This is a genomic window from Sporosarcina beigongshangi, from assembly GCF_033485195.1.
GTDB lineage: Bacteria > Bacillota > Bacilli > Bacillales_A > Planococcaceae > Sporosarcina > Sporosarcina beigongshangi.
Genome location: NZ_JAWLIR010000023.1, coordinates 115,756 through 132,860, shown reverse-complemented (window position 1 = coordinate 132,860; position 17,105 = coordinate 115,756). Strand labels below are relative to the sequence as shown.

The window sequence follows — 17,105 nt, the reverse complement described above, 5'->3', positions numbered from 1 at the left end:
CCGTAGGTTTTTCAGTGGCCTCCTTTTTAAGGAATAGCCCTTCTCCACATGTGAATATCTTCTAACAACATAAGTTGTCTACCGAGACATTCACTTCAACATACCGCCATCCACTTCCAACACCGTTCCGTTAATAAAGTCCGATTCATCAGAAGCTAAAAACAAATAAGCATTTGCGATATCCTTCGGCGTACCCATTCGTGTATAAGGTGTCAGTAATTTAATCTGCTCCATCACTTTCTCGGGTATCGTGCCAATCATATCTGTTTCAATGAAACCCGGTGCGACCGCATTGACATTGATCCCCTTCCGTCCAAATTCCTTGGCCCATGTTTTCGTCATGCCAATAACGCCCGCTTTCGACGCCGCATAATTCGTTTGCCCCACATTACCACCTGTTCCAGCGATAGATGATGTATTAATAATTTTGCCCTTCCCCTGAGCAAGCATTGCCGGCAAGAATGCTTGTGTACAATTGAATACACCCGTCAAATTGACATCAATGACTTGTTTGAAATCCGCAGCATCCAATTTTAACAGCATCGCATCTTTTGTAATGCCCGCATTGTTAATGAGGATATCCACTTTGCCAAACTTGTCAACGACCTGACCCGCTACCTCTTTAACATGATCGTTGTCTGAAACATCTACTTTGAAAAAAGCGGTATCTACCCCTGTATCTCGCAATTCCTGCGCCTTCGCTTCCCCTGCTTGTTCATCAAAATCAAGAATCGCTACTTGTGCCCCCTGTTGCCCAAAAAGCGTGGCGGCAACAGCACCAATTCCATTCGCTCCACCTGTAATAACCGCGGTTTTATTTTGTAAACGCAACATAAGCTCCCCCACTCACATTCTATTTATTTCTCATCCCTCTAACTCTTCTAAAGCTTTGTTAATCTTTGATTTTGTAATGGCACGGTGCGTAGCCTCCCACAGTGCTTTTCCGTCTTTCAATAAAAACAGTTGTGGTGACTCATGGCGCCTGCCTAAATTGCTTTCAATTTCAGCAGAAACCGGACGATGGTGTTGAATCTTTAAAAAATACTTGGGAATATCCGTTACCAATTCATCAAACTCACGCAAAGCAGCTGCACTGACCGGACAAGTTGTGCTATGTTTCAACAGGAATAATTGTTGTTCCTGTGACTGTTCTAATACGGCTTGCCAATCTTGAATGGTCTCTAATTCTTTCATACATTATTCATCTCCATTTCAATGTGTTAGTGAAGCCAACATACTTAGCATAACATCTAGTTCTTTTTCCTTCACATCATTCATACATGAGATTTGGAGCCAATTCCTAGCGCGTAAATAACCGCTTTCATAATGGACATTGAAACCATTCAAAAATAAGTTATCCCCCAGTTGCCCAGCAGAAAGACCTGCTGGCAGCACAATCGTTATGATTGCAGGAGATGCATGCTTTTGCTCAGCCAAAACTGTAAGTCCCGCCCGTTCTGCACCTTCCCTCACCTTATATGCACGTTTAACAATCGTCGCAAACACTTCTTCTGACTGCTCAAACTTTTGTAAGGCCGCGTCAAGCGCGGACAGCAAGTTGGACGATTGCGTATAAGGAATGCCCCCTGCCTCTGCATACGTACCCAAGTCGAGATAACGTGGTAATTCGTGACATGCGGTGATGTTTTCATTATGAAAAACAAAAGACAAACCTGTATAACTGAGCAGCCCTTTCCCACTCACCCCAGACACAAATGTAACAGCAGAGAGATCGATTGGCGTTGTCCCGATTGAACTGACACAATCGACGGCAAGTGCAACGCCCTGTTGTACACAAAGCTCTTGTAATAGAGCCAAATCATTTAAGACACCTGTCGACGTTTCACAATGAACTGCCCATAACCAACTGTAGCGACCCGTCCTTACTGCATCTCTAATGTCCTCTTCTTGAAAGGGTTCTCCCCATTCCATTTCGATTGTGTCGTAGTCCAAACGAAAACGCTGTGCATGATCCGTAAGCCGCAAACCAAATTCCCCGTTGACAAGAATAAGTCCTTTGCCCCTGCGGATACTTAATTGCGCCGCAATGACATCGTTTGCCAGCGTGCCTGTCCCCTGCAAGAGTTGAACGTATTTTGCGCCCGTCAACGACAGCAAGCTGCTTTTCACACGTTTTAACACACCTTCGAATTCGGGGGAACGATGTGAGAATGGCTCTGCCATCATCGGCTTCTTCACTTCTTCTGAAATCGTTGCAGGACCTGGCAGAAAATTGACAGACGGCTTTGAAATTCTTCCCGCTACTCCTGCTTCAAACGTCTCTTTCGTCAAATACATCGGTTGGAACGCAGCCTCTTCCGTACCTGTTAATTGAGCAAACGGTAAAAATCCAAGCTGTCCATATAGTTTCTGTTCCCGTACCGTTCCAGATATAAGTGCCGCGTCATAGCCGGCTTTCAAACAATAGCGAACTAATGCCTGCGCAAGACCCAGAAAAGCACGCCCATTACGATATACCCGCTCAATCGCCAGAAGCCTAATTTCCACTAGGTTTTCAGCCTGAAAAGGGAGTTGCTGTTCCACGGGACCAATTTTCCCATCCAGTGAAAATGGTCGCTTGCTTCTAACGGCAATCATCCCAATAACCCGACCATCTTTGACAGCGATTATATATGTATTTTCATCGTGAAATTTATCAACGAGTTTATGCGATTCGTTAGGTTCGTGTTGTGGAATTTCTTCAGTAAAAGTACGGTAATTCAGTGCATGAATCTGTTCAAATTCTGAAGATGTTTCTGCAATTTTATAGATCAACCCCATACGCTTACCCCCTTTTCAACAGTATTTTTCCTTTCAAGTCCTCACGATGGGCGAATAAAAGTAGGGTCGCCAACAGGCAGGCGATAACGAATGTGGGAATGTCATATGAAAATAGAAGCACTAAAACCGGCAGCCACACAACTGCGCTAAGTCCTGCGACCGTGAAGCTTTTAAAAAACGGATAAAACACAAGGAACAGTCCGACAAACACAGCAAACAAGATTGGATTGAAGGCCAGCATGCCCCCGATAAAAGTCGAAACACCCATTCCTCCACGAAATCTTGCCCATATAGGATAATTATGTCCTAACATGACGACAAAAAGGGCTAGAAGTTCTACAGGCGCTTCGAACCCGAGCCACCTTGTGGCGAGCACTGCAACCGCACCTTTCGACGCATCTCCTATAAATGTTGCCACGAACGCCTTTTTTCCCAATACCCGACCTGCATTTCGCGCGCCGGGATTTCCACTGCCTTCTGCCTGAATATTTTTCTTATAAAGGAACTTGCTAATGATAGAGGCCGTCAATATATTGCCAAGCATATACGAGCCTATTAATAGTAGAAATAGTGTCATAATCGGTCCTTTACAATAAGTAATTGTTTTTTTCTAGTGTAGCACTTTTCCATCATATATAGCATGGTGTAGCTATGCTTATTGTGTGAAATGGGATACAATAATTCACACCTGAAAGGAGAGGTTCTTATGCGTGAACTCTCGCTCCGCCTGCTCATCGCGTTTATTCTTTGCATCGGCTTCGGCATTGCATTTGGCTACATCGCTAGCGCAGTTGGCAATGAATCGATTGCATCCTTCGACACAGCGATTATCGGCTTTGTTCAAGGACTGGAGGCACCATGGTTAACGACTGTTATGAAAGTTTTTACGTGGATTGGCTCTGGTTATGTCGTTGTACCGATTGCTTTAATCGGATTTTCCGTCTTATATTTTGCACTTCGTTACCGTCAGCAGGCATTTCTATTAATTGCAGTAATTGCTGGATCTGTTATTTTTAATACCATCCTAAAACACTATTTCAAACGGGAGCGACCGGAAATTCACCGAATTCTGGATGCAAACGGCTTCAGCTTCCCCAGTGGACATTCCATGATGGCATTCGCTCTTTATGCCATCATTGCATACATTGCCTGGCGCAATGTGAGAACAGCGATAAGCCGTGTTGTTCTTTTGCTGTTCACAGCCTTTATGATCATCATCATTGGCGCAAGCCGCATCTACCTAGGCGTCCATTACCCAAGCGATATTGTCGGGGGATTCGCAGTAAGTGCACTATGGGTAACCATTGCAATTACGGTTTATGCATATTTCCAACACAAAAGTGAGAAAAAATAAGGTCGCTTCACGTCCATCAATGACGTGAAGCGACCTTTTTGTTCATCGCAAATATTTCCCTGCTTCTTCCTCTGATAGAAGCTGCGTCGAATGTCCTCTGAGTTCGATATATTCTTCACGGTCATCCAGCGTCACGACGAACACATCACGATGTTTTGTGGGGGCAATCGATTCGATCTTTACATTCATCTTTGAATAAAATTCCTTTAATTGTTGCTCAGCGCTTAAAGGAATTGAGTTTACAGGTACGGGTTTAAGCTCGGGCATGACACTTGTTACTGCTCTAGGTTCATTTTGATCATTGATTTTTTGCAGTAAATCAATAACTTCACCGAATCCAATGACTAAAATACCGTAAATAGTGGTTGAAAAAACAACAGACAGAAAACTCCAAAGACCAGATCCATCGAATTGATTCGCCATACCCCATTCATCCATACCAACCATGTTATGCTGTGAAACCTGCACAGAGACAATCAAACCTTGAATGAATCCCCAACCGATCATAATCAATCCTATGACTTTTATGACGAATCCGACCAAATTACGTCTTACGAATACCTCTTTCAAATTCCACACCTCCACTTTCGTACTATTCTAACTACTATACGAAAGAATCCTGGAAATAGTTTCGTTTGAAATTTTGGTACAATAAAGTCACTGTAAGGGAGGTTACGATTTTGAATTTATTCACAGAGCGCGTCATACGCATTATCCAAGGCATTCCCACTGGACATGTCATGACATACGGCCAAGTCGCCGCCGCTGCAGGTAGTCCACGCGGGGCGCGGCAAGTTGTACGAATCCTCCATTCCATGAGCGAAAAATACCACTTGCCATGGCATCGCATTATTAATATCAAAGGGGAAATTTCACTCACGGGTGGCGACCAACAGGAGCTGCTTGAAATGGAAGGAGTTCGTTTGAATAATGGCAAAGTCGATTTGACCATTTATCGCTGGTTTCCGCCGGACACGGAAGAGGAATAATCTATCCATAAAACCCTCATTATGTTTACTAATTGATTACCCAGGGTATTGTATTCATGCGTGAAAGCGGTACAATAACAAGACACATAGATTGGGAGTGAGGCATATGTTAAAGGATTTTAAAGAGTTTGCGTTAAAAGGTAACGTGATTGACCTTGCAGTTGCGGTTGTTATCGGTGCCGCATTCGGGAAAATTGTATCATCACTTGTTGAAAATATTATTGCACCGCTTATCGGACTTCTTTCAGGAGGCATTGATTTTTCCGGGCTTAGCTATAAATTTCTTGATGCAGAAATCAAGTATGGTATATTCATTCAAAATATTTTCGATTTCATCATCATTGCCTTTGCCATCTTCATGGCCCTTCGTTTATTGATGAAGCTTAAACGGAAAGAAGAGATTGTCGAGGAAGTAGCAGCAGTACCTGAAGTTGATTCGAAAGAAGAACTGTTGAAAGAAATTCGTGACTTGCTGAAAAATGAGCAAGCGAAATAATAGGACAACCCCTAAGAGAGCTATAAACCATCATGGTTTATAGTTCTTTTTTTAATGCAAAATAATGAAACAAAGCGAAGAACCCATAAAAAAGGATGTCACAACGGGAACATTTCCCTATCAATATGAGAGATAATATTTTCTAGTACGTTGTATAGGGTGTAAAAGCTTTTACAACAATTTAAGGGGATCACATATAAGGTTCTCATCCCTCTTAAAGACCAAGGAGTTATCGACGAATGCATCAATGATATTTTTCTATCCATCTGGAATAACTCGAAAAAGTTCAAGGGCGACACAACTGATTTCAGAAAGTGGATTTGTACCATTGCCAAGTTTAAAGCAATTGATTACTACAGAAAAGCGAGTAAAGAAGTGGAATTTTCGTCAGAGCATATGGATATAAATGCAGATCTGTCGGCAGAGGACGAACTGATTTTATCGGAAGACCGTACTGAATTGATCAAGCTCATCAACCAACTGGAGCCTGTGGAACGGGAAATTTTTATCATGAAATACTTTCTCGGTTATAAAACAGTAGAAATTGCTCAAAAGCTCGGTCTGACCAACACTTCAGTCGATAATCGCGTATACCGTGGGAAAAAGAAGCTCTATCAAAAGGTAACTACTTTGGAGTTAGGAGAGAGTAGGATATGAAAGACATATATGAGTTGTAAATGCCGTGAACGTGGATGACAACGAATTTGAGGAAATGGCAGTCACTGAATTTGACAAAGCTAAAGTGAAAAGCACGCTCAAAAATTCTATTGTCAAGAAGAAAAGGAAAAGGGGATGGAAAATGAATGTGGCGGCAGCAGCCGTAATTGTGGGCTTATCTACTACAACGGTAGGATTAGCGTTCCCTGCTTATGCGAGCAACATTCCAATCATCGGTGATATCTTCAGATTCTTCGATTTCAGGGAAACAGGACTGTACGATAATTATAAGGAATATTCGACCCAAATGAACCTAACACAAGAAAGCGGCGGTATTAAAATAACGATTAATGATGCAATTTTCGATGGGGAAACGGTTGCTATTACCTACTCCATTGTGAGTGATCGTGATTTGGGAGAAGTCCTCACTAAATTCCCCATGCCTACGATTAAGGATTCTTCGGGACACACAGGAAGCTCTCACATTACCAAAATAGATAATTACCATTATGTAGGCTTAGACAGAATTACTCCTTTACGTATAACTTCGGACAGTTCTGATGTCCAGTGGGGTGTTGCTAATTCAGATCGCGTTGCTGTAAAGTGGAATATAGCCAGCCTATTCCCGGACACGGATGAGTTAATAATAAAAGGAAATTGGAAATTTGCCTTCTCACTTCCTGCAACAGATAGTCAGATTCAACTAACAAATCGGAGTGTTGACCAACATGGGATCGTCGTCACTATTGATAAAATAACATTCATCCCGATGTCCTTTGTCGTTCATTACACCCAACGGGCAAGTGAGCAAGTATTGGAAAAATGGCAGCAACCTCATATCGAGTTGGAAATCAAAGATGACCTGGGGAACAAATACTACGGAGATAGCAACGGCGGATATGGTCGACCTGATTATACGATGACCTGGGGTAACACATTCAAAAAGTTAGACCCAAGTGCAACAAAACTGATTATCACTCCTCATGCAAGTGTTTATGACGAAACGAATTCGGGCAACCAGCGAGTTGAATTTGTCTTGGATGACATTGTGATTGAATTGGTGAAGTAGAGTAGTCGGGACTACCGCGAATGCGGGTAGTCCCTTTTTAATATGCATGTACTAGTTTTCCCCTGAGGACAAATACTGTTCAATTGTTAAAACTGGAAGGTCGAGAAGAGTTGCAATTTCGCTAGGTGAAGAACCTTTCTCATATAACTTTTTCACGAATTCTATTTTCCCTTCTTTTTTTCCTTGTTCTCTTCCTTCCTCTCTCCCTTCAGCCAACCCTTCCTCCCTAGCATCCTGCCGATACATTGCTTGATCTAGCAAAAACATATCACGTGATAACGCACGGGCACGCATTTCTTTATCCTGGCTAATTCGGTCAAGTTCATCATAAGCCTTTTGAAACGTCGATTCTTGCATCGCTAGCTCCTCCTTCGTTTTTTTATTTCCCTTGAGAAACAATAACCACTTTTCCAACTGACTTGGGTCTTCGTTCATTTGCTTCGTCATTTTCGGTAATTCTAATACATGCATTTCCAAGTGATCCGTATAGATGTACAGTTGATCTTTCTCTATTATATGAAACGTACTATGAAATTCGTCCGATGGCAAGTACGAGAAGTTCGTCACAACAATTTGAATGGATTTCTTCAGTTTGATGAACTTTTTCCTCGTTTCATCTTGACTCACATGCATGCGTGCCCAATACATCAGCATGCGTTCAGGAAAAGCTTTATGATACTGCATCTGTATTTCAAGATTTATCTGCTCACCTGTTATGGTTTCAACCCTGATATCCATCACCGATGATTTATCAGTCACATTTTCCTTCTCAAGATTCGGATTGACAAAAAGTACTTTTTCCACTGTTCCCAACAATATCGCATTCAAAAACATCAGCAACAAATCCATATTCTTTTTTTGTCCAAACAACATTTTGAAAACAAAATCATTCCTCGGGTCAAGCATGTCTTCACTATACTTTTCCCGTTCTTCCCTCACAATAATCATTGGAATCCCTCCCATTTAGCTACATCTTAGAATTTACAAGACAATTATGTCAAATCGCCAAAATGGAAGTTTGAGCCCTTTTTCGCACCTAAATCCTTGTTTTATTTTCTTTAATAAACCACAAATCTAACCACATCAAGATTTAGCTCCTCGCTTCGCCCTTTCATAATTCAAATTTACCTAGTTTATCAGCAAATCAAAACTTTCAACTCCACTGTAGATACAAATCAGCCTCCATTGCTTGCCCCTCTGACTGGTGGTATAATGGAAGCAGGATTTACTATCAAAGGAGTGATTGTCTCATGTGGTTCCTATCTATCATGTTCGCACTATTCGCATTCGTCATCATTGGTAACGTTGCAGGTCTCGTTATGACATACAGCAACAATAAATAATTTCATTCAAAAAGCCCTCCAACGCCGGAGGGCTTTTCACATCTTACGCAGTTATATCTCGTTTCATAAACGTTGTATAACTAATGACAAGGAATACAACTACGTAGGCGAACAGCACCGCAATCGAGAACGGCATCGTATTACTTGCCAATATTTTGTAGCCTGTTTCGTATTGTGATAAATCATGTGCGAAAAGAATAAACTTCGCGATTTCAAATCTTTCAAGAAACATCACAATCATCGAACCCGTGAAATATAAGAACAAGGATATACCAATTGACAGTGCCGTTGACCGAAACACAGAGCCTATCATGAAGGCTAATGTCGACATAACAGCAACAAAAACAAATGCGAGAAGTACTAAATAAATAGATTCTCCAAATACAGCAGTAGCCGCAATTTCCGAGTCGTAAAATAAAACCGAATTTCCTTCTGTGGGTGAATAGAAAATATACGCACTCACCACACTCGCTACATATGTAATAACAGTAAGTGTCAAACCAAATAACAATACAGTCACATATTTAGACGTAAGGATTTTCCATCGTTTTACCGGACGGGACAGCAACATCTTAATCGTCCCTTGCGAAAATTCAGATGCTACTATTCCTGCCGCAGCAATAATCATAAACAGCATCACGAGCGACATCATACCAGGTGTCTCTAAAATGACTTCCTCACTACTTTTCGGTTTACTCATTTCAATATTAGATTCAATATTGTATTCGATTTCTTCTTGCCTTTGAAGTAACTCCGCTTTTTTCTCTTCCGTCACATCAGATGCCTTAAGTTCTTCCTCCACCTGCACAAGTTCCTGCTGCAACGACTCATTCCAACTCGAATAATCATTTAATCCGTGCAATAACTTCGACAGCCCAGACAGTCCAACAATCATTGCCGCGATGAGTATAACCATCACCCACGTCGCTTTTTTACTCCATAACTTCATCCATTCATTTTGTATGAGCTTCAGCAATCTGGCCACCTCCCGTCATTTCTAAAAACTCATCCTCAAGCGTTTTACGGTATGGTTGAATCGCAAAAACTTGCTGATTCTGTACCGTAAACTGCTGAATCAGTGCAGGAATTTGTTCTTTTTCTGCATTGATAATAAATCCATCTTCATGTGATTCAACGGAGAATCCTTCTTCTTTTAACAGAGCCTCAGTCGACTCACGCGGCTGTGCTTCGATGTAATAAAAAGAATCCTGCATCCCCGACATTTCCCGGATGTCAATCAACTTCCCATTCTGAATAACCGCAATCCGATCACACATCAGTTCAATCTCCGACAACATATGGCTCGATACAAAGACAGAAACATCCTCTTTTTCTGCTATGCTCTTCAGATACGTTCGGAACTCACGAATCCCCGCTGGATCTAGCCCGTTCGTCGGTTCATCCAAAATCAAAAACTTCGGTCGATGCAACAATGCCTGCGCAAGGCCAAGACGCTGTCGCATGCCAAGTGAATACGTCGATACTTTTTCATGAATTCGGTTTTGCATACCGACTTGATTGACAACCTCATCAATCCGCGCTTTCGTCACATCCTTGTGCATGCGCGCAAAGTGCACGAGATTTTTATAACCAGACATGAACTTATACATTTCCGGATTTTCAACAATGACCCCGACTTTGGAAAGCCCTCCTTCAAAGTCATCAGCGAGCGAAATCCCGTCAATGACAACATCTCCACCAGACGGCTCCATCAAACCAACCATCATCCGAATCGTCGTCGTTTTACCCGCCCCATTCGGACCGAGAAATCCTGTAATTTGCCCTGGATATAACGCCAAATTCAAGTTATCAATAATCTTTTTCTTCCCAATCGTTTTCGATAAATTCTTCAATTCTACTACTGGTTTCATTTCCACATCAACTTCCCTCCCGAAACAATGACACCATCCATGAGGTGGCATCTTTCCCATAGGTATCACGGATCGTATCCACCGACTCATGCGCGATCTTCCGACTCCCCTTTAATACTACGATTTCATCGAGCAATGGTTCCACTTCTTTTAATTCATGTGTCGACATAATGACCGTTTGCCGCTCTGTGTCTGTAAAGCGAATCAGCCCTTTCGCGATGTCATCTCGTACCATCGGATCGAGGCCAGAGAACGGTTCATCCAATAAATAATAATCCGCTTCCCGTCCAAGTGTCACCGCGATTTTCACTCGACCACGGTTCCCCTTCGACAAATTTTTTATTTTCGAATCAAGGGATAGATTGAGAAACGCCGCTATTTCCTTCGCCTTCGTAGGATTAAAATCAGCAAACTGTGACTCGTAAAATGCAAATAGCTGTTGCACCGTAAAATACGGATAAAACAAATCCGCATCCGGCATATATGCAATATTCGTAGCCACCTTACGCGTAATACGACTTCCGCTAAACATCGCAGTTCCCGAATTAGGTGTCAACAAGCCCGCCATCAGTTTCAAAAGCGTCGTCTTGCCACTGCCATTCTCCCCGACAAGACCGATGATTTTTCCCTGCGGCACTGCCAGTGTGATATTCTCAAGCGCCTTGCGCCCACCATACTTCTTATAAACATTGTTCAACTCAATCATTTTTTCCACCCCGTTCCTGTAAGTGCTCCACGATTTCAAACGTCGTAAAACCAAGCGCCTCCACACTTTGAATAAAAGACGTCACCAGCTGTTCTTTCATGTCGTCCCGGAGCCTGGCAATCTTCACTTCATCCTCCGTTACAAAGGATCCCTGCCCCCTCTTCGTTTCCGTGATTTCCATCTGCTCCAGCTCCTTATAGACGCGCTGCATCGTATTGGCATTGACACCGGCTTCCATTGCATACTCACGAACGGACAGCAACTTCTCACCAGGCTTCAACGTTCCTCGAATAATATCGCCCGTAATTCGGTCGATGAGCTGCTGATATATTGGCTTGTCTGGAAGAAAATCTATGCCCATCGCTTACAACCTCACTTTCTTTTCGAACAGAACAGCCCCACCGAAGAAGAAAATCGATGTGAAAGCCCCATAAAGCAATACACTACCCACCGTCAAAATAGCACTCTCGGGTACTAGACTAGCCAAAACAAAGTCGGGCTCATACAGGTTTGGGACAGTGCCTGCTGCTGTCCGCACACCATAAATCGGCCCGGTTTCTCTCAACACTTGAAGCCAATCCATACTCCAAATCACTGCCCAAATCAAAGTACTCAGCGGGAACAAAGCAACCGTAACAATGATAGATATTTTACCTATCCATGACTTCAACACTAGATAAACTTGCATGAAAAACAATGTAATCACGATAAACAACAAGCTATTTAATGTGACTGTAATGATCATCGACAGCACCAAAAGCAGTTCACCCAAAACCGATAAGCCATCCCAATAGCCACCCACATAATTAAAAACTGCAATGACAATTCCGGTTAACAACAGCGAACAGGCTACAGCACTAGTCGCTACCACTACTTTCGCTCCAACCAGTTGTACATAAGGCGCTGGCGAATGTAGCCAAATATCTACCCTTGGCTTTTCACGACTGTAGCTTACCGCAACCAGAACAATCCCCATATACATATGAAGCTGAAACCATAATCCACTCGTCATAAAGGCATAAGAAGTTGCGTCATCTGCTACCCCTGCAAAAATATGACTATTATCTATCACCGCAATGCCTATATTGACGATAATCAGTGCAATCGCAAACCACTTCACAAGCGACCACTCTTTGCGAACTAACCCTCCCCATCTTTTCATGCGCTTTACAACCTCACTTTCTTGTCAAACAAGACGATTGCAACGACGAATGCCAAGAAGATGAAGAATGTATCAAATACAATTTGCCCCGTATAAAAAGCCGTACCGGTTACTTCAAAATAACCGTTTCCAACATCTAGTTTAGGATTTTTTAATCCTAATAAGTCAATCGGTCCAACTTTAACCACCTTATCGTATAAATCCGAACTCCTTATTCGTTCAACTGCCCACGATAAAATGAAAAACAAAATAATCGTAACAACAATTGAAAACCCTTTAATGGATGGCTCCATCAGGCGATACAGCACCCAGAAAAAGAATCCTATGCACAGGAGTGAAATCGAAGCGATAAAGGATACCATGAGAAAAATGACTCCGTAAAACAACAAGGCATTGAACGTTAGAATAGATTGTGCTGAAAATGCATAATGTAGCGCGAGAACAACCGTAGCAATCAGTAAGCCACCAACACCTATCAACAATGCAAACACCACTTTGGATCCAATCAATTTGACAATAGATGCATTCGAATGAAGCCACACATCCGGCCGCTTCATATCTCTTTCTAACATAATAAAAAAACTAACAACTGGCGAAGCTACACTTGCGACCGCCCACAAAAAACAAATGACCAATGCCACCTCAAAAACCTGCGTTCCCGTTCCCAAAAATCGAGTTATAAGTATTGGAAGAAACAACATCGTAGCAACTGCAAATAGCCCACTCACAATCAGCGGTCTCTTCATCACCACCCACTCTTTCCTCAACAAGCCATTCAACTGCTGCATAAGCATACCTCCTGTTCATATCGGTGTATTAGTTACATAGTACACTATATACACAAAAATTGTAAAGGGATTTGTTGAGATGAAACTTTCTAGCATAATTCGTGTATAATAAAGGTACTATAAGATGATTGGAGGGTATAAGATGATTATCAAATCTTCTACAACATTACGCAATGACTACAATTCAATTTCACAATTGGTTCATGAAAAGGGCGAACCTGTTTACATTACCAAAAATGGCGAGGGCGATTTAGTTGTGATGAGCATCGATGCTTTTCATAAGAGAGAAGCTATCCTTGATTTGAAAGAAAAACTCCTTTTTGCAGAAGAACAAAGATTATCCGGTCAAGCAACAACTTCCCTTGACGACATTCACAAGCGATTAAAAGGCAAAATCAATGGCTGAATACCATATTGAACTTTTACCTGCTGCAACGACTGATCTTGAAAATATTTTCGATTATATTATGTTAGAAAATCCCTCCGCAGCTGAACGGCTGTTAGATACAATTATTTCCTCATTAGAACGATTAGAATTCTTCCCTAATTCAGGTGTTAGAATTTCACATCGTTCACTAGCCCATTACCATTTCCGAATGATTGTCATCGAACCTTATATTGCTTTTTGCAAAGTTGTCGATGAAACTGTTTACATCTATCGGATTTTGCATGGTGCACGAAACTACATCCAACTTCTAAAACCTAGCGAATAAGCCTATCTTATCCTTCAGTATCCAAAAACGGTCATAGTGTTCCGATACATGGAAGACTATACTAAAGATACAACGTTCAAAGGAGAGATCGACAATGAGCAAATTCCTGACAGGTATTGATCACATCCAAATTGCAGCACCCCCAGGTTCCGAAGAGACCGCAAGACAGTTTTACGGTGAGTTGCTCGGTATGGAAGAAATTCCGAAGCCTGAAATTTTGCAAGCACTCGGTGGCTGTTGGTTCATTTGTGGCTCTCAAGAGGTCCATATTGGTATTCAAAACGACTTCATTCCAGCGAAAAAAGCACATCCAGCATTTACCGTCAATGCACTTGAACAATTAAAATCACGCTTGCAACAGGCGGATTATTTAGTGAACGACGACCTCCCCATCGCTGGGCGATCTCGCTTCTTCACGCATGATCCGTTCGGTAACAAGGTTGAATTTTTAGAGTTTGACAAGGAGCAATGAAGGTCCCGTAATTGATTAAATGAAAGGATGTATCCTATGTACACTAACTTACAAGAGCTAACGCAACATATCGTCTTTCATTACTTCGCAGAAATATCGGCTATTCCAAGGGGTTCTGGCAACGAGCAAGCGATTAGTGATTATTTGGTGCGCTTTGCAAAGGAACGTAACTTAGAGGTCATTCAAGACGAGGCATTTAATGTCATCATCAAAAAAGCGGCAACAGCTGGCTATGAAAATGCCCCAACGGTTATTATTCAAGGGCATATGGATATGGTTTGTGAAAAAAATGAGAGTACGGTCCACGACTTTACCAAAGACCCTCTCCAACTACGAATTATTGGGGACATGCTATACGCGACAGACACAACATTAGGTGCAGATAACGGCATTGCCGTTGCTTACGCATTAGCATTATTAGACGCAACCGATATTCCACACCCTGCTCTCGAAGTCGTCATTACGACGGAAGAGGAAACGACGATGAACGGCGCGATTGCTGTAGATGCTAGTCACTTCACAGGAAAGATCTTCATCAATCTAGATTCTGAAGAAGATGGCAAGCTACTCGTTAGTAGTGCAGGAGGCGTGCATGTTACGCAAGTATTGCCGATTGAATGGGATAACGCATCACAGGAACAGGTTGCCTATCGCCTTCAAATCAAAGGGTTAAAGGGCGGTCACTCTGGTATCTTGATTGATAAAGGCAGAGGGAATTCTACTAAATTATTAGGAAGATTATTACATGATTTAGCTAATGAAGTACCTTTCGACATTCAACAAATTGCAGGTGGCTTACAATCAAATGCGATTCCTCGTGAAGCACAAGCCATTATTTTCATTTCACCAAATGATATCAATAAGGTTAACGAAAAAATCGTGCAGTGGGAGCAAATTTTCAAAAATGAGCTTCAGCTAGCAGATCCTGACGTATCCATTAGCATTGAACAAAGTGATAGCCACTCGACCGCTGTTTTTTCAGCAGAAACAAAGCATAAAGTAATTACTGCTTTATTGCTCATTCCACATGGTGTCCAAGCGATGAGCATGGGCATCGAAGGACTCGTTGAAAGCTCAACAAATTTAGGCGTCGTTACGACAACTGATACAACGATACAATTTGAAAATGAAATTAGAAGTTCTATCAAAAGCGCAAAAGCCCATATGGTGGCGCAAGCCACATCACTAGCGGACATGCTTGGTTGCGAAGTCTTAATTGACGCGGATTATCCAGAGTGGCCCTACAACCCTGACTCACAGGTGAGGAAATTATTCGAAGTGACGTATAGAGAAAAATATGGCAAAGACATTGAGGTGATTGCCGTGCATGCCGGTATTGAATGTGGGGTCTTTATCGAAAAGATTCCTGGACTCGATGCCGTTTCACTTGGACCCGATATGTTTCATGTACACACGCCTGACGAACATGTTAGTATCCCTTCGACCATTAATAACTGGGAGTATTTTATTTATACGTTGAAGAGAATGAAAAAAGATTAATCAGGAGCTCCCATTCAAAAACGCCAAGTTTAGAAGCACTTGGCGTTTTTTCATTTTAAGCCTCAATAATTTCCCTCTCCTGCACATCAAGTCGTTCCAGTTCATGCGTCAGTTCGGCACGTTTTCTAGTAAGATGATCTTGTACCCGCCGGACATCCTGAAGCACTGCATGAAGCTTGCTTTTGGCGTCCGTAATCCGCGAATGAACCGCCCAGTCCGAAAAGATATTATCAAAAAACACATCTGTGAACGTGAAAATATCATTGTTATTGACGATGAATGATTCGGTTGCAACGTTTTGGACATCCATCAGCTCTGTTTCAAAATGACGAAGTGCCCGTTGCGCACGATGAACATGGTCATCCGAGCTATTGATTTCGGAATACTTCAATGCTGATACAATCAATCCCCCGCCTAAAAATGTGTCCCACATCGATAACCCTTCTGCTGAACTAAGACTATCGAGTGCCGCATCAAGTGCACGAATTGCTTTATTTCCCGCATCGCTGGCTTCATTCATTTCACGCATGATTGAATGGAGCCTGACCCTGTCATCCGCAATCTTTTGTAATGTTGCATTGGCAACTGAATCATTCCGCCGAATCCATGCCTCCTTTTCCTTTAGAAAATCTGCCCAATCCTCCTCAATATATGCGAAATCTGGATTCTTCATCTCCTCATGCAGACGCCAAGCTTCCGCCTCCATATCCGTCACCGTTTTCTCCGCGTCATTAAATTTCAATTCCGCTTCAGCCGCCTCAGCAATTTCCTTCTCCATCTGTTCATCCCATTTACCTGTCCACTCTTTGATTTTATTCGCAAAAGAAAATTTCCCAAGCTTCACAACATCTTGTTGCTCTTTCGTCAATTGTCTATGAAGCTCATCACGTAGCACAATGGCCTCCTTTAACTGAACCTCTGCCCCATCAAGTCGCCTTTTAATACGATTATACGCAGTCCGCCTCATCGTTAGATCCATTTGCCGTTCATGTATATCCTGCCTCATCGCCCACACCCCTTTTACCTATATACGGAAATGAATGGACGAAGTTTCACTCTATTCATAAAGATTCTTTGTCGAACATGTGTGGACAAATTTCTCTTCAAACAACCAAAGCGAAGTAAATTAGTTACCCACATGTGGATAATCAACCAATTCTCACTAAACAACAGCTTGTCCACATTCATATGTTGATTACTAGCA

Annotated in this window: 21 protein-coding genes and 1 pseudogene; 9 read left to right on the top strand and 13 right to left on the bottom strand. The window is 42.2% G+C overall.

Annotated features, from left to right (window positions below; all coding sequences use genetic code 11):
• Positions 1-90 precede the first annotated feature (90 nt).
• From fabG to R2B77_RS11975, 4 genes are read right to left on the bottom strand one after another with little or no spacing between them, the layout of a single operon-like run.
• Positions 91-831 carry a 3-oxoacyl-ACP reductase FabG gene (fabG, locus tag R2B77_RS11990; protein ID WP_212391737.1) on the bottom strand — a complete coding sequence of 247 codons (741 nt, stop codon included), beginning with the start codon at positions 829-831 and terminating at the stop codon, positions 91-93.
• Between the two features lie 33 nt (positions 832-864).
• The gene (gene ytxJ / locus R2B77_RS11985) at positions 865-1,194 is read right to left on the bottom strand and encodes a bacillithiol system redox-active protein YtxJ (protein WP_203248385.1); all 330 of its coding nucleotides are present in this window, start codon (positions 1,192-1,194) and stop codon (positions 865-867) included.
• An 18-nt stretch (positions 1,195-1,212) separates the two neighbouring features.
• Positions 1,213-2,781: an aminotransferase class V-fold PLP-dependent enzyme gene (locus tag R2B77_RS11980; protein ID WP_203248384.1), complete on the bottom strand. Its 1,569-nt coding sequence runs from the start codon at positions 2,779-2,781 to the stop codon at positions 1,213-1,215.
• A 4-nt stretch (positions 2,782-2,785) separates the two neighbouring features.
• The gene (locus tag R2B77_RS11975; protein WP_203248383.1) at positions 2,786-3,358 is read right to left on the bottom strand and encodes a glycerol-3-phosphate acyltransferase; all 573 of its coding nucleotides are present in this window, start codon (positions 3,356-3,358) and stop codon (positions 2,786-2,788) included.
• 129 nt (positions 3,359-3,487) lie between these two features.
• Between R2B77_RS11975 and R2B77_RS11970 the strand changes: the two genes are divergently transcribed.
• Positions 3,488-4,135, top strand: coding sequence for a phosphatase PAP2 family protein (locus R2B77_RS11970; RefSeq protein ID WP_203248382.1), 648 nt, complete (start codon positions 3,488-3,490; stop codon positions 4,133-4,135).
• A 42-nt stretch (positions 4,136-4,177) separates the two neighbouring features.
• Here R2B77_RS11970 and R2B77_RS11965 read toward each other — a convergent pair whose 3' ends face one another.
• Positions 4,178-4,705, bottom strand: a complete 528-nt coding sequence (locus tag R2B77_RS11965) for a hypothetical protein (protein WP_203248381.1) — start codon at positions 4,703-4,705, stop codon at positions 4,178-4,180.
• A gap of 110 nt (positions 4,706-4,815) precedes the next feature.
• Here R2B77_RS11965 and R2B77_RS11960 point away from each other — a divergent pair, with 110 nt between their 5' ends.
• From R2B77_RS11960 to R2B77_RS11945, 4 genes and pseudogenes are all read left to right on the top strand, one after another.
• Positions 4,816-5,124 (top strand): MGMT family protein, encoded by a 309-nt coding sequence (locus R2B77_RS11960; protein WP_203248380.1) that lies wholly within the window; start codon positions 4,816-4,818, stop codon positions 5,122-5,124.
• A 106-nt stretch (positions 5,125-5,230) separates the two neighbouring features.
• A complete protein-coding gene (gene mscL / locus R2B77_RS11955) occupies positions 5,231-5,620 on the top strand; it encodes a large conductance mechanosensitive channel protein MscL (protein ID WP_203248379.1) in 390 nt (129 codons plus the stop codon).
• A gap of 171 nt (positions 5,621-5,791) precedes the next feature.
• Positions 5,792-6,277 (top strand): annotated as a pseudogene (locus R2B77_RS11950) (sigma-70 family RNA polymerase sigma factor); the annotation flags it as partial.
• Positions 6,278-6,302: 25 nt separating this feature from the next.
• Positions 6,303-7,346: a DUF4179 domain-containing protein gene (locus tag R2B77_RS11945; RefSeq protein WP_203248378.1), complete on the top strand. Its 1,044-nt coding sequence runs from the start codon at positions 6,303-6,305 to the stop codon at positions 7,344-7,346.
• Between the two features lie 51 nt (positions 7,347-7,397).
• On the opposite strand, the gene R2B77_RS11940 is transcribed toward R2B77_RS11945, so the two are convergent.
• From R2B77_RS11940 to R2B77_RS11910, 7 genes are all read right to left on the bottom strand, one after another.
• Positions 7,398-8,294 carry an Rpn family recombination-promoting nuclease/putative transposase gene (locus R2B77_RS11940; RefSeq protein ID WP_203248377.1) on the bottom strand — a complete coding sequence of 299 codons (897 nt, stop codon included), beginning with the start codon at positions 8,292-8,294 and terminating at the stop codon, positions 7,398-7,400.
• 438 nt (positions 8,295-8,732) lie between these two features.
• Positions 8,733-9,665, bottom strand: coding sequence for an ABC transporter permease (locus R2B77_RS11935; protein WP_203248376.1), 933 nt, complete (start codon positions 9,663-9,665; stop codon positions 8,733-8,735).
• Positions 9,643-10,560, bottom strand: a complete 918-nt coding sequence (locus tag R2B77_RS11930; RefSeq protein WP_212391735.1) for an ABC transporter ATP-binding protein — start codon at positions 10,558-10,560, stop codon at positions 9,643-9,645. Before R2B77_RS11930 ends, R2B77_RS11935 begins: the two co-directional genes overlap by 23 nt.
• 7 nt (positions 10,561-10,567) lie before the next feature.
• Positions 10,568-11,266, bottom strand: a complete 699-nt coding sequence (locus R2B77_RS11925) for an ABC transporter ATP-binding protein (protein WP_203248374.1) — start codon at positions 11,264-11,266, stop codon at positions 10,568-10,570.
• Positions 11,259-11,627 (bottom strand): GntR family transcriptional regulator, encoded by a 369-nt coding sequence (locus tag R2B77_RS11920; RefSeq protein ID WP_203248373.1) that lies wholly within the window; start codon positions 11,625-11,627, stop codon positions 11,259-11,261. Before R2B77_RS11920 ends, R2B77_RS11925 begins: the two co-directional genes overlap by 8 nt.
• 3 nt (positions 11,628-11,630) lie before the next feature.
• On the bottom strand, positions 11,631-12,428 hold the full coding sequence (locus R2B77_RS11915) for a hypothetical protein (protein WP_203248372.1): 798 nt from the start codon (positions 12,426-12,428) through the stop codon (positions 11,631-11,633).
• 5 nt (positions 12,429-12,433) lie between these two features.
• Positions 12,434-13,216, bottom strand: a complete 783-nt coding sequence (locus tag R2B77_RS11910) for a hypothetical protein (protein WP_203248371.1) — start codon at positions 13,214-13,216, stop codon at positions 12,434-12,436.
• A 142-nt stretch (positions 13,217-13,358) separates the two neighbouring features.
• Here R2B77_RS11910 and R2B77_RS11905 point away from each other — a divergent pair, with 142 nt between their 5' ends.
• From R2B77_RS11905 to R2B77_RS11890, 4 genes are all read left to right on the top strand, one after another.
• Positions 13,359-13,622 carry a type II toxin-antitoxin system Phd/YefM family antitoxin gene (locus R2B77_RS11905; RefSeq protein WP_203248370.1) on the top strand — a complete coding sequence of 88 codons (264 nt, stop codon included), beginning with the start codon at positions 13,359-13,361 and terminating at the stop codon, positions 13,620-13,622.
• Complete coding sequence (locus R2B77_RS11900; RefSeq protein WP_203248369.1) at positions 13,615-13,929, top strand: type II toxin-antitoxin system RelE/ParE family toxin; 315 nt, start codon at positions 13,615-13,617, stop codon at positions 13,927-13,929. The genes R2B77_RS11905 and R2B77_RS11900 overlap by 8 nt, the downstream gene beginning before the upstream one ends.
• Before the next feature lie 94 nt (positions 13,930-14,023).
• Positions 14,024-14,401 (top strand): VOC family protein, encoded by a 378-nt coding sequence (locus R2B77_RS11895; RefSeq protein ID WP_203248368.1) that lies wholly within the window; start codon positions 14,024-14,026, stop codon positions 14,399-14,401.
• Positions 14,402-14,437: 36 nt separating this feature from the next.
• Entirely contained in the window at positions 14,438-15,901 is a 1,464-nt protein-coding gene (locus tag R2B77_RS11890) for an aminoacyl-histidine dipeptidase (RefSeq protein WP_203248367.1), read from the top strand.
• 55 nt (positions 15,902-15,956) lie between these two features.
• Here the strand turns inward: R2B77_RS11890 and R2B77_RS11885 are convergent, their stop codons facing one another.
• A complete protein-coding gene (locus tag R2B77_RS11885; RefSeq protein WP_203248366.1) occupies positions 15,957-16,907 on the bottom strand; it encodes a hypothetical protein in 951 nt (316 codons plus the stop codon).
• Positions 16,908-17,105: the final 198 nt, after the last annotated feature.